This is a genomic window from Legionella fallonii LLAP-10 (assembly GCF_000953135.1).
GTDB classification, from domain to species: domain Bacteria; phylum Pseudomonadota; class Gammaproteobacteria; order Legionellales; family Legionellaceae; genus Legionella; species Legionella fallonii.
On the sequence record NZ_LN614827.1, the window covers coordinates 2,493,158 to 2,511,478 of the forward strand.

The following is an 18,321-nucleotide window of genomic DNA, read 5'->3' on the forward strand; positions in this document are numbered from 1 at the left end:
AAGTTATTATGCTCTTTTTCCAGCCTGATGAAAAGGTTCTGTTTTATTTGTGTACGATTAAAAGCAAGATTACCTGTTTTTAATCGTACCTATTTTATTTATGAGATAAATTTGCAGCTGGAACCTCCTGACGCAAAGTGGAATTTAATTGCATAATACCAAGATCACCTGTTATTTTACGTCCTATAACTAAGCGAACTTGCATTAATTGAGTAATATTCGTTGTATCAAACTGATAAACAACCTTCACAGGTAGAGTAAGTACCCATTGATTTTCTTTTGCTTCATTGATTTGAACTGATCCATCCATTTGGCTAAGGGAAGTTAATTTTTGAGTTTTAAAAGTTTGTATATTGCCTGATTTATCTAATGCATTCTTAAATTCCATCCAACCATTCTCAGTATAACAAGCCTGTAGCTTCTGTAATTGCTCCTCTAAAGAGTTAGAGCTAAAATTAAACGATTGCATTACAGCATGCTCCGCCCAACTAATAATAAACGCTTGTTCAAGTTTTGTTGTTTCGGCAGGAATTTTATAATTACAATCTATGGGTGCTGTATTTTTTTGTTGTTCTACAAATATAGATTGACTATTTTGAGCATAATCCGCTCGCTGTTTTTGCTCGCTTATCATCGTCGCGTTATTAGCGGAAGAAAGCTTAGTCCTATGTTCTGATAAAAAAACATCACTAGGTGTAGTCTTCATCTGGGTAATTTCAAGCCCACCGCCTGCCTTTCGTTCTATGACTAAATGAACATTAAGGGGCTTAGTAATGTTATCCCCCTCACTTTGATAGACAATCTGTACAGGTAACGTCATATCCCATTGATTGTTTTGAGTTTCAACAAGCCGAGGCTCACTATTTTTTTGGCTTTTCAAAGTAAGTTCTTTCGTTTGAATCACTTTAGCATTCTTGATTTTATCCAAAGCAACGGCCAAGGTATTCAGGCATTGATCCATAGAATACGGTACTACTTTCTGCAGTTGTTCTGCCAGAATATCTGATTTGAAATCAAAAAGATCAGGGCTGTTTTTTTTGATTTTATTAGTGCTAAAAAGGCTATCCAAAGTCGCGGTTTCAGCAAGTTGTTGCTGATGATTAAGAACCCTGTATGCTATTTGATTTGGTCCGGTCTGCTTATTTTGATACTCTGGATAAGGTTGTCGCCCCTCAAGAGGCGGCACCTGTCTTTTAGTATTGATCTGGTACATTTTCGCAAGTGAACTAGCCGAATTCGGAATAGAATAACTCTCAGATGAAGGAATTCTTATTGATTTAGTAAATAAAGAAACAACAAATGGCACTACACTCCTCTTAACGCCCTCAACCCCGCCTGTCTTTTTATTAAGAATACCTGAATAAACACTTTGTATGCCTTCTTTGACTAGGCTAACTTGGTAGGAGACAGGAGCAAGGCGCGGTATTGCAATCATTTGCGTAATGCCTAAATTAAACGCACTCCTCCAACCTATAGTGAGATAAATACTAAGAAAATGAACGGCTGTTTCTTGATCATTTTTATAAATAACTTTTATCGGCACTACTAGTTTCCATTGCGTTTCGCTTGCTTCTATCAGCTCTGGTCGACCATCTAACTGGCTACTCATGTAAAGACTATGAGTTTTGAGCTCTTTGAGATTACCTGATTCCTGCTGTGCATTAATAAACGCATTCCACCCTTTGTTAGTGTAACATGAACGCAATCTCGACATTTGCATGTCTATAGAAGAAGGATTGAAATTAAAAGATTCAATTACTGCATATTTTGCCCAGTTTATGACAACATCATGCTCCATTTTATCAATTTCAGCAGAAATTCTATAATCACAATTAATAACATTAGTTTTTTGAGAGTCTCGTAATATATTCAATGCCGAAGAGGCAATATCCGCGGCTTGTGCGGTGGCTGAATGAATACAGAGCACATTTAATAATACACCACAAAATATTTTTTTCCTCATGAAATAACTTCCCTATTTATTTCTGGCAATTATAAGAGAATACACTAACTAATGAATTGTTTGTTGCACCATTATTTGTATATTATTTTTAAGTACTTATTTGTTGTACATCAATAGTCTCATAAGATTTATAAATATAACCGTCCTGAGACAATAATACCGCTATAGGTCGAGTTGCATCAAAATGAGCAAATATTATCATCATCATTACGGTGATGGGAACTGATAAAAACATTCCTAAAATTCCCCAAATAGCACCCCAGACACTCAAGGCAATTAAAATCACTAGGGGGCTTAAGTTTAATGACTTACTGAGCAGTCGTGGTTCTAGAAAATTACCTACCACAAATTGCACCGCTATAATTCCTGAAGTCACCTCCAAAAAGGGTACCCAATTTTGGAACTGAACTAAGGCTAAAGCAGCAGGGAAAGCAGTTGCCACTATTGCCCCGATGTTAGGAATATAATTTAAAAAGAAAATCAGTAAAGCCCAAAATTCAGAAAAATCCAATCCTACCCAATTCATAATAAGCCAACTGGATATCGAAGTAAGTAAACTTAATGCAGTTTTAATACCCAAGTAAGTTTGAGTATCTTTGGTAATATGAGAGATAATATTATTAACTAGTTTTCTATGTTCCTCCTTGCGAAAGAGCACATCCATTTTTTGCGTAAAATAATGCTGCTCAACAAAAAGAAAAACTACATACAAAGAAATTAACACCGCTGAGCTGGTTATAGTAGTAAATACGCCATAAATGTTGACCAGCATATTCTGGATACTCAAATTTTTAATGATATAGTTAAAATCAAAAAATCCTTTTATATGATAACGTTGATCCACATTATTAAAAATTGCGAGTAAATTTTCCTGGTAACGAGGAGAAGCGTCTATCACTTCATTCACATTATTCGTGATAATGTAAATTAAAATTCTGATAAAAATGGCCACAACAAATAAAGATAAAATCATGCTAAGCCACTTGGGTAAATGGATATCCACTAACGGAATGGTTCTCATGCCACTGTTAATGGTATTTAACAAATGCCAAAGGAAAATGGACATGACCAATGGAATTAATAACCCACGCCCTGCTATCAATAAAGAGCCGGTTATCCAAACTAAGATCAAACCTGCCGCAAATGAAATAATGCGATTCATGCAATATCACTCCCTCAGTTCGCAACGAAGATATTTTCCTGCTATTATTAAATTTTTATTTTAAAAATAATATAGTGCTGTCCAACTCTTGTGAATCATTAGCTGGTGTAGGCCCAACACTTGCAGCTAAATTGGCTAAATGTGGCATTCTTACAGTACAAGACTTGCTCTTCCACCTGCCCTATCGCTATCAAGATAGAACTAGAATAACACCAATTCAAGATCTACGCTCCAATGATTGGTGTGTTATCAGTGGTCGAGTATGTAAAACAGAAATTAAATACGGTAAAAAAATGATGTTGAACTGTTTTGTGGAGGATAAAACAGGAATTATAAAGCTTCGTTTTTTTCATTTTAACAAACAACAAGTCGCTGCTTTAAATAAAAGTGAACGTATTCATGCCTTTGGTGAAGTACGCGAGTTCAACAATCATTTAGAAATCATTCATCCTGAATATCAATTGCTTGATCACGATGCAGATTGTATCGTTGATGAAACATTAACGCCTATTTACCCGACAACCCAAGGGTTAACTCAAACACGTTTGAGACAGTTGGTTAAAATTGCTCTTAAATACAGCGAAACCGAATTACATCAACTCGAGTGGATGAACGATAAGCAATTGAAAGACCATCAGTTCTATAATTTGCAAGAGGCGATCCAATTACTTCATAACCCTCCACCAGATACGTCTTTATATAGTTTGGAAACGGGTGAACACCCGGCGCTCAAACGTTTAGTATTTGATGAGCTATTAGCGCAGCGCTTAAGTCTACAATTTGCAAGACAATCGCGTCGCGAACTGCAAGCTCCAGCCATCCCCATCGAATATGAGCTCAATCAACGCTTTCTTGCATCACTTCCTTTTACCCTGACTCAAGCACAACAACGAGTCACAGGGGAAATCAATGATGATCTACATCAAGAAAAACCAATGCTACGTTTAGTACAAGGCGATGTTGGGTCAGGAAAAACGATTATTGCAGCTCTTGCTGCCCTACAAGTTATAGCTCATGGCTATCAAGTCGCCTTTATGGCGCCGACCGATTTATTAAGCGAGCAACATTTCTTTAACCTAGTCAACTGGCTTGAGCCACTAGGAATCAAGGTGCTACGACTTAGTGGTAAAATGAAAATCGCAGAACGCCGCTTGGCTCTTTCTGGTTTATTGGATAATAGCTGCCAATTAATCGTCGGTACCCACGCCATATTTCAAGAAGAAGTTCAATTTGCCCGCTTAGGCCTGGTTATTATTGATGAGCAACATCGGTTTGGAGTAGAACAGCGATTGCTATTACAACAAAAAGGACAAAGGGAGCAATTAACCCCTCATCAACTGTTAATGACCGCTACCCCCATTCCTCGAACCTTATCAATGACTCATTTTGCTCATTTGGATATATCAATCATTGATGAACTTCCTCCGGGACGATCCCCTATTATTACTGCTGTATTAAATCAAGATAAACGCGAGTCCATTATCGAACGATTAAAAGCCGCTATAGCCAGTGGTAAACAAGCGTATTGGGTTTGCACTTTAATTGAAGAATCAGAAAAATTACAATGCATGGCAGCCACTCATACCGCACAAACCTTACAAGAACAATTGACCTCTGCTCGTGTTGGACTGATACATGGACGAATGAAGGCTCTTGAAAAAGAAGCAACTATGGCTGCCTTTAAAGCGGGAGAAATAGATTTATTAGTAGCAACCACGGTCATTGAAGTTGGAGTCGACGTTCCTAATGCCAGTTTAATGATTATAGAAAATGCCGAACGATTAGGTTTATCTCAACTACATCAATTACGAGGCCGAGTGGGAAGAGGCTCTACCCAATCCCATTGTCTCCTACTATATCAATCACCCCTGTCATTGCAAGGAACGGAACGATTGAAAATTATGCGTTCAACTAACGATGGATTCATTATTTCTGAAAAAGATTTAGAACTTCGAGGTGCCGGGGAGCTACTAGGAACCAAACAGGCTGGATACAAACAATTTAAATTAGCTAATTTACAGCGTGACAAGGCTCTTTTACCGCTACTTCCACCCATTGCGAAACAATTAGCTCAGGCAGCACCAGAGATTGCACGAGCCATAACGCAACGCTGGTTGGGTGATTTTGAACAATTTTTACAAGGATAAAAAATATTTGCGGAATATCGAAAGTCAAGACTGTTTTTTATTTATTTCTTTGTTACTATACCCAAGATCAAACGCTCCATCATCTATTCACTTCTTGTGGATAACTTTATAGTACATAAAAGTTATTATGCTCATTTATCCCTCTATTTTTTTTCAACTCATTGACAGTAAAGGGTTATCTTCAATTTTTATAAAAATACTCAAAAATACTTTATCCACAAAAACTGTGGATAACTCTGTGTGCAAAAGAAAAAGCTCTTTGTAAAATCAGCGTATTTTCACCTGGTCTAGAACTTACCAAGCTGTTCCGCACATTTTGAAATCTTAACTCTGTTGTATTGTTATCCTATTAACTTAACGTGAGTGTAGGATAAGAGTTGTAGCCTGGGTTACGCTAACGGCTACATTTTCTCGCCCCGCAGCTTGCCACAAATATGGAAACACAAGATAAAATCCAGAAAAACCACCATCTTCTATCTACATCACAAAACTTTTAACTGAGATTTTCAATTGAAAATGATATTATTTTAGTGCAATCAATTTGTAGTATTTAAACTGGCAAAGGATTAACAATGACGCAACACGATAGGTATTGGCAGGCCAAAAAAGTGACCTTGATTGGAGCCATTGTAAATGCTCTTCTGGGCCTAATTAAATTAATTGGTGGTTATATATTTCATTCCCATGCTTTAGTTGCTGATGGAGTACATTCCTTTTCCGACCTGTTTACTGATGTGATGGTTTTATTTGCATCTAAATACGGCAGTCTTGATGCAGATGACACTCATCCTTATGGCCATCAACGTATAGAAACAGCAGCGACCCTGTTATTATCCCTACTGCTTATCTTGGCAGGTATTGGCATTGCCTGGGACTCAATTGATGAGCTAATCCAATCTAATGTCACTATGCCTGGTTGGCTATCCCTACCGGTGATTTGTATTTCCATTCTCGCCAATGAAACATTATTTCATTACACACGTCATATCGGTAATCGCATTAACTCACAATTAATTATTGCCAATGCCTGGCATCATCGCTCTGATGCCGCATCATCCATAGTAGTATTCATCGGATTAATTGGTAGCCTATATGGCTATGTTTATCTAGATGCCATAGCAGCGATCATAGTCGGTGTGATGATTATCAAAATGGGATATGACTACGGCTGGAATAGTGTAAAAGAACTGGTTGATACCGCGGTGGAACCAGAATTATTAGCGCAAATAGAGCACGTCATCCAAAATATAGCTGGGGTGCAAAAAATCCATCAATTACGTAGTCGATTTATGGGTAACGACGTATTAATCGATGTGCATATATTAGTATCCCCCAAAATATCTGTATCTGAAGGACATTACATAGCGCAGCACGTGCATAAGGCATTGGTTGATCAGATTGCCAGTGTCAAAGACGTCATTGTCCACGTAGATCCTGAAGATGATGAGATCAGTAGTCCATCTTTGCATTTACCCAGCAGGAAAGTCTTGCAGGAGCAATTACTGAATGAAGTACATATAGATTTCCCACAAATATTATTCTGGAATCTACATTACTTGGATGGGAAAATAAGTATAGACATAGCATGCGCCGAAGGGTTCACTCAATGGAAAGAATTACATAATCGGGTGATCTTAGCGTTGAAACTGCAAGTGGATATTGAAGAAGTACGCTTATTTAGTTTGCATGAGGTCATGCATCACTAAAAAATAAAACGATAACTTTTGTCGTCTTCCCCTCTCTTTGTCATCCAGAGCACAGCGAAGACCCTCCCAAATCAGGCAATTATTTGTCAATAAACATAAAATACTTGCTAAATGACGTATGTGAAAATAACATACATCTTTTAAAGCAGGAATAACTAATGCTCTCGGCTAGCAGTTTAAAAATATTATTTGGTTTTATCATCTTTATAGTCATTATAATGGCTGGCTGGTACCCATTCAAAAAACGTATTCGTGATGACAAGCACATTGATTTTCCTATAGGCGAAACTTTAGCTACCGGAGTTTTTTTAGGAGCAGCTTTACTGCATATGCTTCCTGAATCCAGTTCCCTATTTAAAATCATGGGATATCAATATCCTTTTGCTTTTATTATTGCAGGAGCAGTTTTTCTGATTTTTTTATGGTTCGAACATCTTGGTAAAGAACTCTATCACCATGATAATGCAGATCATCCTGCCTTTGCTATTTTGGCCTGGGCCATGCTCTCTGTTCATTCAGTCATGCTCGGAGCCGCATTAGGACTCGCGCACCACAACTCAATGATCATTATGCTGTTTTTAGCAATTATAACGCATAAATGGGCTGAGAGTTTTGCTATTGCCGTGCAATTAAACAAAAGCTCGATGAGTACTAATCAAAGCATGATATTTTTTCTCTTATTTAGTTTCATGACTCCGGTCGGGATTTATTTTGGCTGGTATTTTGGCCACGGGGTAGAAACTCACTCTATTTTTGATCCCATCTTACTCGCTGCTTCTGCAGGGACTTTTCTTTATTTGGGGACATTACATGGATTAGAACGCTGTGTTATGGTCGAGCGTTGTTGTAATCTGAGGGATTTCAGTTTTGTCATCATAGGATTTTTACTTATGGCATCGGTAGCTATCTATGTCTGATTTATTACAACAGCAACCGATCATTTTGGCTTCAGGATCAACTATTAGGTTCAAACTACTCACCTCTTTAGGTCTGCAATTTTTAGTAATTCCCTCGCATTGTGATGAAGGCGCAATAAAATTAAGCCATCAATCGGAAGACTTTGTTGATTTAGGCTTTACCTTGGCAACTAGCAAAGCATTGGATGTAAGCCAACGTTATCCAGAACACTTTATTATTGCCGCCGATCAACTCTGTGTTATCGGTAACAAATTACTTGATAAACCATTAAATCATCAAACCGCAATAGAGCATTTGCAATTACTCAGTGGGAAAAAGCACCAGCAAATTGCCTGCATCTGTATCGCCAAAGGCCATAAAATACTATGGCAAGGCCACGATATAGCTCATTTACTAATTCGTGATTTAAGCAAAAAAGAAATTGAAGCTTATGTACACAGTGAAATACCTTACCACAGCTGCGGCGCTTATCAGTTCGAAAGCCAAGGTAAATGGTTATTCAAAGAAGTCGAAGGAAAAGAAGACACCATACTCGGATTACCTCTTTTGCTACTGACTAATGCGCTTATGGAGCTTGGTGTAGTCCGATTTAAAAGTTAAACAAAAAATACTCTAACTCACACTTAGGATTTAAAATGCAAATTACCAAAATACAAGCGCGCGAAGTTTTAGACTCACGTGGAAATCCCACTGTCGAAGCAGACGTCACCTTAAAAAATGGAATTATAGGAAGAGCAAGTGTGCCTTCAGGGGCATCAACAGGAAGTCGCGAAGCCTGTGAGCTACGAGATAATGATCCTAAAAGATATGCAGGTAAAGGAGTTTTAAAGGCAGTTTCCCATGTAAATAATGAAATCAATAAGGCATTACACGGTTTTTCTATTGAAGATCAAGAAGGACTAGATCAACATTTATGTGAGTTAGATGGAACAGAAAATAAATCCCGTCTAGGAGCTAATGCGATTTTGGCTGTGTCTCTTGCCTGTGCCAGAGCCAAAGCGAATACGTTACAAATGCCGTTATATCTCTCACTAAATCAGGGTGAGTCTATGTCTATGCCTGTCCCCATGATGAATATTTTAAATGGTGGCGCTCATGCAGATAACAATGTGGATATTCAAGAGTTTATGATCATGCCCATAGGCGCAACTGATTTTTCAACTGCTTTGCAAATGGGAGCAGAAACATTCCATGTTCTAAAATCGGTATTAAAAAAACAAGGACTAAACACTGCTGTAGGAGATGAAGGGGGTTTTGCTCCTAATATACAATCCAACCGCCAAGCTCTAGATATATTAAGTGATGCTATTGAAAAAGCAGGATTTCGTTTAGGTAGTGACATGGTATTTGCCTTAGATGTCGCGGCTTCTGAACTTCATGAACATGATATTTACCATATGACTTCAGAAAATAAAAAATTCACTTCTAGTCAACTGATAGAATATTATGCTGATCTCGTCGCTAATTATCCTATAGTCAGTATCGAAGATGGTTTAGATGAGAAAGATTGGAGTGGATGGAAAGAGTTAACCTCTCGTTTGGGGAACAATATTCAGCTTGTTGGCGATGATTTATTTGTTACCAATCCCAAAATCCTGCAAGAAGGAATAGATCAAGGCGTAGCCAATGCTATCTTAATCAAAGTCAATCAAATAGGTACTTTAAGTGAGACAAGACAAGCCATAAAGCTTGCCCATCAAAATAAATACCGTTGTGTTATATCACATCGCTCTGGGGAAACAGAAGATTCATTTATCGCTGATCTTGCGGTTGCAACTGGTTGCGGACAAATCAAAACAGGATCTTTATGTCGCACGGATCGCACCGCAAAATACAACCAATTGTTGCGAATCAATGAGATAGCTAGCTTAGCTTATGCCGGTAAAGCTGCATTAAATAAACAAGTTATATGACAACACGCGAAAGTTAGCCGTCAAGTTAAAGTGCTCGGGCATCCGGACCACTAGTTAAGAGTGTCTGTGATGCACGGCTCTATCTTATCCGAAACCGACGTTACATTAATTCACAATTTAATAATGAATTAACTGCAACAGATATTGCTCCTAGCTGCAATAAGGTAATACAATAATCCTAGATACTATTAGAAATAGACTATCCTATGCGCCCTGTATTCATTATCTTGATTATTGCTTTAGTTGTTTTACAGCATAAGCTGTGGCTTGGTGATGGCAATTTACTGCAATTGATTAGTCTCGAAAGAAAACTTGACGAACACCGCAATGAAAATAACAAATTGGCCTCCCGCAATAGAGCTTTAGAAGCTGACATCAAAGAGCTAAAAAGTGGAGAGCAAGCCCTAGAAGAACAAGCACGATACGAATTGGGCATGATAAAAGAAGATGAAATTTATTATCAATTTGTGGATTAAACTGCCATCTAAAAAACACCCTATTTTCTTATGAGATTGTGACCAAGGGTTTCCTTGCTGAGACGCCGTGCCCTCTTAAGGAATAGGTTTTCCGTATCCGTTCAGGGAGTATGCTTGAATCTTGGTGGAAAGTCAGATTTGCGCCTGCACCGATAAATGCCTAATCAGTATGAAGGCATTTATCAGCGCATTGTTCGTTCAAGATGAACCAAATATGACTTTCCGATGAAACGGCGCAAACACTTACTTTATTTCATAGTAGCATTAAATTATCCTATCCCTGAATAGCAAAAGGCCCTGCACATCGAGGTCTTTTTGGATTTGCTCTACCTCTGGTATAAGTGGTGCTTTAACCGGAGTAAATAGCGTAAATTGGGCTTGATCCCCAAAAAAGCGGCCAACTGCATTAGTAGCACTAATCATCACGTTAACCAAAGATTTTAAAAGATTAGTTAAAAAGTCGCCCCAACCCAATTCTTTTTCCAACAAAGGCTTAGCACAATTTATTGCAGTAGTACAATAATCTATAAATACTGTTTTGGCTAAATCTATTTGCTCTTTGCTTAAGGCAGGATTGGCTCCTCTTTTGCTGATGTAACTGTCCATTGCGTTCCTTAACTGCTCGTTTAACTGTTCAGCTATTGCAATAACATTCTTATTTTGTTCAGGATTACTTCGTAACTCATTAATTTTTTTAGAGAATGTATCAAATATTCTCTTTAATAAATTATGTTCATTTAATGCTTTTCCTTTTGGTATAACTAAAATTTCCGACAATAGTTGATTTTTTTCTAATTTCTCAATCATATCTTCAGCAATTCTAAAGTCATCAATAAACTCTCCTCCTCGATTGTTCCTATACTTAACTACTTTATTGACCAGTTCATTAAAGGCATTATGCTCTCTAGGAATAGTTGCAGGTAGAACTTCCTGACGTCTCTCCCTAAGTCTTGCTAACCCGTTTTTAAGTTCGTCCAATGTTTCTGAGTCAGGGGCTTCTTTTTCAAGTTTAGGCACAACGGTTTCTTCTAAATAACGCAAGCAATTTAATCCCCACTTTATTGAATCTTTTAGAGGTCTAAAATGACCTGAAAATGCTTGACTCATCACATCGCGTAACGCAAGTATATGACCTTTAGCAGCGGCATTTTGTGCAAATTCATGTCCCCTTATATGGGGATCACACATAGTTACTAAATAAAGTGCATAAAACTCACCGCCAGTCTTTGCTTGTTCCCTAATCCTATTAAATAATTTAAATTGCTTGCGCAAAACCTCCTCTGTTACCATTGTCCCTTTCCATATACCACAGAGATCCATAGCAATATCTTCTAAGCTATCAGATCGTTCTTGTGTGTCTGAAGTTACCGATGTGGATGCATTAAGTTTGTCCAAGCGCTTCAATAATTTATCTAATTTATCGTTTTGATTTTTTAGAAATACATCAAAATAGTCATGTGTCTTATTACCATAATGATCGCTGTCACGTTCTTCTTTCGTTCTATTTATTTCTGGCATAAAAATACTCCTCTTAAATTAAAGATTTAAAAGCTCAATAGCTGGAAAATGGATCTGTAAACGGCTTTTTCTTAAATAAAGATAAGTCAGTGAAGGCTAGAAATTTCTTTATAGCTCATTTTTCTTTGATCAATTTCTTAAGTAATAGCACTTATATTTCCAATATTGATTATTTTATAATCAGAAACTCAAAATAACATCCGTTCTAAATACGGATAAATCAACTTTTTGAAGGATTAAATGGCCTCCTGTGAAATACGAGTTGAATTTACTTCCTTGCATAGGTAGAAGGGCAATAGACTTATATAGTTATCGAGAGCCCTATATGAGCGAATATTTTCAAAAAGAGTGCCGATGATCTCACCACTTAACTTAATTATAAACATATTAACCTCTATTAAGAACATGTTCGATGTGAAAATCAACTCAAGGTCGGACAACAAATTGTGGGACTTTATAAAAAGAATAATGGATGAGATTTTGTCGGGCTATTTGTAGCCCGGCAAGAGTTGAATGAAGGAGAAAAAGTTGCAAATGATGATGAGAGCCATTAAAACAGCCAAGATGCCTTACATTACACTGCGATAAAATCTATATTCTCAGGTGGCTCACTATTCCAAAGACTCAACACAAATCCGCCGCCACCGGAACCCGTCGGCTTTACAGCAATAGCTCCTTGATCAAATAACTGATTCATATGTTGTTGTAAACTCTCACTGACTAAACCCCATTGGTGAAAACAATCTGCAGCCTTATTCATGGCTTTTGCTAAACGTTCAATCGCATCAATACCACCTTGCTCTAAAGAGCTCTGGGCTTCTTGAGTTGCTTCAACCATTTGATTATCAATTTGTTGCGCCAATACAGGATCTTTATCCCATAAATTTTGTACCTGTTGGATGCAATGAGAAGTAATACCTATTTGATTACATGAAGATAAATACCAATGAGGATTAAGCGTTTGTTTTAAAGGAATACAATCGCCTCCCTTAAAGAAAACACCTTGTTGCGATGCTACCCCAGCGATATCCAAGCCGCTACTTTTGCCATGAAATAAATGTTCTAATTCTCGGGCAAACTCGCAGACTCTAGAATCATTTATCATATTTTGTGCACAGAACCAGCGACTCATAGCCACACAAAGTGCAGCAGAAGCCCCCATTCCAACACCAACAGGAATATTACTTTTCAAATGAAAATGGCCGCCGAGTTGATTGAGTGAGCGATCAAGTAATTGCATGCCTTGTTCGAGCACCCCCCAAAATAACAAATGCATGTCTGCACCACTAGATCCGGTATAGTCTGCACTTAAAGAACTGGGGCAGGCTTGATAACTTAAAGTAAGTTGTCGCTCTTTAATGGGGAATACTAAGGCTTCATGCCCTCTAATCACCGCATGTTCCCCTGCTAAAATCCATTTGCCATAAGTGGTCGTTTCAAAATCACAAAACATCATAATTACCAACTAAATAATCCGATTTAAATTGACGCTGCAGCTCTTCTTGGTCTGGTCTATATAATAAATGGATGTTTGGTCCTGCGTCCATAGTGACTATAGGGCCATCACCTTTTTCCCGCCATTGATCCTGCAAGATATTTAATACATTTACAGTCTCATCAGTCATATAAGTGAAGGGCTGTTCACAGCTACTAAATAGATTATGCATATCTTGAAATTCTTTCCAACATATTTCGTAAGCATTTCTCCAATCATTAGCCATGAATGCATTAAGTAAGGTTTTTAAATTTTCTTCCGCTCGATGGATTCTTGCAGAGTAGGAGCTACTACTCTTAACTCGCTGATGCGCTTCACTTGAAGAAACCAGCTTTTCTTTGTTACTAACTACTATGACCTGATGCAGTAACTTTTTATAAGGTAAATCTATAGCGGAGACTGAGTCCTGTTTCCACAGTGCCCAAGGAGAATAGAAGGAACGGCAGGAAGATCCTGATCCTAAACGACTTAATTGGGCTTGCTCATCAATTGAAGGTAGCGGTTTTTCTGTCAACTCACTCAGAGCAAGGGCCGCGCATTTAGTTAAAGCAGCAAAACTAGAGGCCGAACTAGCCAATCCACTGCTATGAGGGAAATTATTAGTAGACTGAATTAAAAAACCACCCTGATAATTGAAATAAGATTTCATTCGAGCTAAATGCTCAATGAATCTTTTTTGTCCTGTCGCAGAGAGCTTAAACTCGGTGCCACCAGGAATAATAAGGGATTCCCAAATGTCTTTTTTTCCAGGCAAAACCTCTAATTTTACCGTACTCAGTAAATTATTTAACGTATAGGACAACGAGGAATTTGCAGGAAGATTTGAATTTTCATCCGATTTTCCCATATATTTGATCAAAGCAATATTAGCGGGTGCTTGGGCTAACCAATGCATAAAGTTTCTCCTTGCCATCAATAAATTTCTTGTATCACTTCATCTTTTGCTTGTTGTTACAAGTATTCCTCTCATAAGTCGCTATTCGCAAACACTCGAACCTTAGCTTCAAGCGCAGTCCGTCAGTAATGCAAGAAATCTAGTGACCTGGCGCATCATTCCATAAAATTTTATGTAACTGTAACTGAAAACGAACAGATAACTTATCTTGGACTATCCAATTTGCAAGCTCAGCAGGAGCAAGCTGATTCCAGCTTGGTGAAAAAAGCAACTGAACGCGTTCGGACAAGCGATAGTCATTTATTATATTACAAGCCCACTCATAATCACTGCGGCTACATAAAACAAATTTAATTTGGTCATCGGGTTTTAGATAATCCAAATTAGCCAATAAGTTTTTATCAGACTCCATTGAGTCAGGAGTTTTTAAATCCATTACAACCATAACGCGTTTGTCTATCGCACTAATATCACGCGCTCCACTTGTTTCTATCGAAACGAAATATCCTGCATCACATAATCTTTTTAGTAATTCAATACAACCAGGTTGAGCTAAGGGTTCTCCCCCCGTAACACAAACGTATTTGCATTGGTAAGAGGCAACAGTATTCAATACATCATCCATCTCTTGTATTGCGCCGCCGCTAAATGCATAAGCAGTATCGCAGTACTGACACCGCAGAGGACATCCTGTCAAACGTACAAACACTGTTGGCAGCCCTACTGTAACAGACTCGCCCTGCAGAGAATGGAATATTTCTGTAATTCTTAATTGATTATTGAATTGTTTCATAAAGCTTTAATAGATTCCAATTTTGAATTGGCTAATTTAGCAGTGGAGGTACCTGGATAAGTTGAAACGACCTGTTGCAAACGCTTGACTGCTTCTTGTTTATTGCCATTTGCAGCATAAGCATAGCCCATTTTCAACAGGCTAGCCGCTGATTTACTTGACGAAGGAAATTGATTTAGTACTAAATCAAAATGTTCTATCGCTTTAGAATAATTCTTTTTAACTAGATATAATTCACCCAACCAATATTGCGCATTGGCAGTATAGCCACCTTTAGGGTATTTTTGCACAAAGGTTTGCATTGCACTAATTGCGTTATCATAACGCTTATTTTTTACCAACTCGTAAGCAGCCATATAGCTAATTTGTTCATCCGCTGGATTAGCTCTAGACACTGCAATTGCTGCTTGTGGTACCGCCGTTTTTGTTGCTGTTGGAGCAGCAGCAGTAGAAACTGGCTTAGCAGCAGGCATTTTGGCTCCTGAAGTCATCTCCACTGGAGATTTAGCTTGCGCTGTTTTAGCGCCATTGCTTCCTATACGTGCATCCAAATCTTTATAAAATGCAATTTGTTGTTGTTGCAATAATTTTAAATCATGCGCTTGCACTTCTAACTGACCACGTAATTCCTGAATATCTTTTTGCAAGGCTAATATTTTATCAATCAGCTTTGCATTATCACCCATATCATTACCGGTGTCGCTGCTTTGATCATCTCGAACAAGAGCGGGGCCATCATCAGACGGAGCATTATCCATCGAGTAATATTCATTCTGAGGACCATCCAATTGGCCATTTTCTATTTGAGGTCCATCATATTTAGGACGAGCAGCAGGTGATGCTTGCTGCTCGTCTATAATCGCAAAATTCTCACTATCGTCTATTACAGGTGCTTCTGACCAACCTATTACAGGGAGCATTAAAGTAAAACCTGCAGCGATAATGTGTTTTTTGCAATTAATCATCTTGTTGCCTCATAAGTAAACTCAACACGGCGATTTTGCGCGTGAGATGCATCATCATGTCCTAAATTAGCAGGACGCTCTTTTCCATAGCTAACAACACGTATTTGCTGTCTGCTTACACCAGCCATACGAAGAATGTCAGCTACAGTGTTAGCACGATGCTCACCAAGGGCAACGTTATATTCACGACTACCGCGTTCATCAGTATGTCCAGCAAGTAAAACGCGCGCGCCTGGATGTGATTTCAAATAATCAGCTTGTGCGTTAACTGAAGGTAAGTATTTAGGAGCCAAGTTACTGTCATCATAAGAGAACAGATACAGTTGATTGTGAGGAGCCTGAGTAGTATAAGACTCTCCAGGTTGTTGACCTGCAAAATGAGTCATATGACCCAAACCTTGAGCAGAAGCTTCTGCATCACTCGCAGCAGCGCCATCAGCACTACCCGGTGTTTTGGAACAAGCAGCAACCAATACAGCGCTTGCTACAAGCAGCCCCAATTTAGATAACGATCCGGCTTTCATCCTCAATCTCCTTTAGTTCTTTTTATTATTAAAATATATATATGATTATCATGGGGAGCCATTGTACAATTTATTTTATTTATTGGCTATTGCTTTACCACGCTTAGTGAGCGTTTTATCCTAGAAAGAAGAGTATCATTCATAGCAGGATTCTGGGTGTAATAGCCTTTTATGTCGGATCTGCCGGCCGTAACCCAGAATCGAAACCTAATTCGAGCCTTGATACCACATTATGCTGCGCCCCATCCACGCTACAATTTTATCTTAAGTTGGCGCCATTAGGTGAGCACTTACCTTGAGGCTAAGCTGTTTTTTCTCAATGGCTATGTGATATGACGAAATCAGCCACTATAGCCGTCAGCTGATGAGTCGCTTTATTGGCGGCGACAACACCACCATAAGGGGTGTCCGTAGGGCATGTAACGTGCTGAGTAATAATACGAGACCCCATCACTTTATTGTCAGCAACGCGAGTTAACACTATTTTAACAGTAACATCCATAACACTAGGCTTCTTTAAGAAATTTTGCTCTAGATTAAGCAATTGCGTGTCTAATCTATAGTCTGCCTCTACGTTATAAAGACTGGAAGCTACTGCGTAAAAATAGCCAGTACGCTGTAAGCTTTGTACTAATAAAGGATATAACATTTCGGCAGGTGGACTGGCCCACTCATTCTTAGCAAATGCTTCAATTTGATAAGGCTTTTTAACATAAAGCATTTGTTCCGTTTGATACCCTGCAACAGCCTCAGGCGCAGTGACTACGAGAGTCGCTGCTCTTGGTTTTGAGGTAAACTGCTTTGTGCTAAAGGCACTCAATTGATATTCATTGGTTGCTAAAGTTTTAACTGGTGAACAACCTACCAGTGATAGAATACCTATACTCAAGAAAACACTATTGAGAAGGCGCATCATTATTCTCCTGGTCCTGGTTTAGGTGGTGTTGTCCCCCGAATAACTACTGAAGGATTTTGACGCATTTCATTAGTAACTTTTTCAAGGTTAGCCGAAATAGCATTCAATCGTCGGAGCAAAATTACCGCTGGAGGCAGTGCTTGTTGTGACACTTTATCTAAAGTATTTTTTCCTGAAATCATTGTCTTGGAAACATTTTTTCCAGCCTGACTCATATCAGCAGCCAGCTTATTAAACTTAGTCACACCAACTTTTAACTCTTTTATTATTTCCGGGAAATCCTTACTCGCTTTAGCTGCATTGGCCAAAAATACATCCGCACTGTGTAAGGTTTGGTTTATATTTTCACTATCTTTAGCAATGACCCCAGTAACGCGATCAATGTTAGCTAAAGTATTTCTAATATGACGTGCGTTTTCATCATTAAATACTTGCTGAGCCTGGCCACTTACTTTGTTCACGCTCTCTGCGACTTCTTTTAAAATAGAATCTAATTGGTTAAATAAAGAAGGTTTCGCAGGTATTACAGGATAAGGCTCGCCAGGCATTTTTTGTATTGGCGTTAAATCTGCAGTACTTGCAGACAGCCCTACATAAGTGACCCCAGTAATACCTTGAGAGATCAAAGTAGCAGCAGTGCTGGTAGTAATTGGTGTGCCCTCTTCAATACTTAATGTAATCTCCACTTGACGTGGATCATTATTATTCAATTTAATTTTCTTAACAAAACCAACTTGAACGCCATTGTATTTAACTGGAGCATCCTGAGATAAACCTGCAGCTGACTCATGCAGGTAAACAGTATAGGAGTTATATTGCTTCTGATTGAAACCAACGGACAGCCATAAAGCGGTGGATAATAACCCTGCCGCTAAAAAAAGAACGACCAGTCCCACAATGGTATAGTTGGTTTTCGATTCCAAGTAAATA

At 38.4% G+C, this 18,321-nt stretch carries 16 protein-coding genes; 6 read left to right on the forward strand and 10 right to left on the reverse strand.

Translation table 11 applies throughout. The annotated features are described in order from the left end of the window. Nucleotides 1-94 precede the first annotated feature (94 nt). Entirely contained in the window at nt 95-1,963 is a 1,869-nt protein-coding gene (locus tag LFA_RS18880; RefSeq protein ID WP_052673933.1) for a DotI/IcmL family type IV secretion protein, read from the reverse strand. Between the two features lie 88 nt (nt 1,964-2,051). After that, complete coding sequence (locus tag LFA_RS10090; RefSeq protein ID WP_045096083.1) at nt 2,052-3,125, reverse strand: AI-2E family transporter; 1,074 nt, start codon at nt 3,123-3,125, stop codon at nt 2,052-2,054. Nucleotides 3,126-3,199: 74 nt separating this feature from the next. Between LFA_RS10090 and recG the strand changes: the two genes are divergently transcribed. The 6 genes from recG to ftsB all read left to right on the forward strand — a co-directional run bounded on the left by recG (nt 3,200) and on the right by ftsB (nt 10,285). Further along, entirely contained in the window at nt 3,200-5,272 is a 2,073-nt protein-coding gene (recG, locus tag LFA_RS10095) for an ATP-dependent DNA helicase RecG (protein ID WP_045096084.1), read from the forward strand. 572 nt (nt 5,273-5,844) lie between these two features. After that, entirely contained in the window at nt 5,845-6,978 is a 1,134-nt protein-coding gene (locus LFA_RS10100; RefSeq protein WP_045096085.1) for a cation diffusion facilitator family transporter, read from the forward strand. A gap of 158 nt (nt 6,979-7,136) precedes the next feature. Beyond that, nucleotides 7,137-7,895 carry a ZIP family metal transporter gene (locus tag LFA_RS10105; RefSeq protein WP_045096086.1) on the forward strand — a complete coding sequence of 253 codons (759 nt, stop codon included), beginning with the start codon at nt 7,137-7,139 and terminating at the stop codon, nt 7,893-7,895. Beyond that, on the forward strand, nt 7,888-8,496 hold the full coding sequence (locus LFA_RS10110) for a Maf family protein (RefSeq protein WP_045096087.1): 609 nt from the start codon (nt 7,888-7,890) through the stop codon (nt 8,494-8,496). Before LFA_RS10105 ends, LFA_RS10110 begins: the two co-directional genes overlap by 8 nt. Nucleotides 8,497-8,531: 35 nt before the next feature. After that, nucleotides 8,532-9,809 carry a phosphopyruvate hydratase gene (gene eno, locus LFA_RS10115; RefSeq protein ID WP_045096088.1) on the forward strand — a complete coding sequence of 426 codons (1,278 nt, stop codon included), beginning with the start codon at nt 8,532-8,534 and terminating at the stop codon, nt 9,807-9,809. A 206-nt stretch (nt 9,810-10,015) separates the two neighbouring features. Next, nucleotides 10,016-10,285: a cell division protein FtsB gene (gene ftsB / locus LFA_RS10120; RefSeq protein ID WP_045096089.1), complete on the forward strand. Its 270-nt coding sequence runs from the start codon at nt 10,016-10,018 to the stop codon at nt 10,283-10,285. A gap of 264 nt (nt 10,286-10,549) precedes the next feature. On the opposite strand, the gene LFA_RS10125 is transcribed toward ftsB, so the two are convergent. From LFA_RS10125 to LFA_RS10160, 8 genes are all read right to left on the reverse strand, one after another. Next, entirely contained in the window at nt 10,550-11,803 is a 1,254-nt protein-coding gene (locus LFA_RS10125) for a hypothetical protein (RefSeq protein WP_052673934.1), read from the reverse strand. Between the two features lie 574 nt (nt 11,804-12,377). Further along, nucleotides 12,378-13,256, reverse strand: a complete 879-nt coding sequence (locus tag LFA_RS10130) for a mevalonate kinase family protein (RefSeq protein ID WP_045096090.1) — start codon at nt 13,254-13,256, stop codon at nt 12,378-12,380. After that, entirely contained in the window at nt 13,246-14,193 is a 948-nt protein-coding gene (locus LFA_RS10135; protein WP_045096091.1) for a diphosphomevalonate/mevalonate 3,5-bisphosphate decarboxylase family protein, read from the reverse strand. The genes LFA_RS10130 and LFA_RS10135 overlap by 11 nt, the downstream gene beginning before the upstream one ends. Before the next feature lie 139 nt (nt 14,194-14,332). After that, nucleotides 14,333-14,986, reverse strand: coding sequence for a 7-carboxy-7-deazaguanine synthase QueE (gene queE / locus LFA_RS10140; protein ID WP_045096092.1), 654 nt, complete (start codon nt 14,984-14,986; stop codon nt 14,333-14,335). Then, nucleotides 14,983-15,951 carry a tol-pal system protein YbgF gene (gene ybgF / locus LFA_RS10145; protein ID WP_045096093.1) on the reverse strand — a complete coding sequence of 323 codons (969 nt, stop codon included), beginning with the start codon at nt 15,949-15,951 and terminating at the stop codon, nt 14,983-14,985. Before ybgF ends, queE begins: the two co-directional genes overlap by 4 nt. Then, nucleotides 15,948-16,475, reverse strand: a complete 528-nt coding sequence (gene pal / locus LFA_RS10150) for a peptidoglycan-associated lipoprotein Pal (protein ID WP_045096094.1) — start codon at nt 16,473-16,475, stop codon at nt 15,948-15,950. Before pal ends, ybgF begins: the two co-directional genes overlap by 4 nt. Nucleotides 16,476-16,791: 316 nt before the next feature. Beyond that, nucleotides 16,792-17,388 carry an ABC-type transport auxiliary lipoprotein family protein gene (locus LFA_RS10155; RefSeq protein ID WP_045096095.1) on the reverse strand — a complete coding sequence of 199 codons (597 nt, stop codon included), beginning with the start codon at nt 17,386-17,388 and terminating at the stop codon, nt 16,792-16,794. A gap of 2 nt (nt 17,389-17,390) precedes the next feature. Next, complete coding sequence (locus tag LFA_RS10160) at nt 17,391-18,314, reverse strand: MlaD family protein (protein ID WP_045096096.1); 924 nt, start codon at nt 18,312-18,314, stop codon at nt 17,391-17,393. Nucleotides 18,315-18,321: the final 7 nt, after the last annotated feature.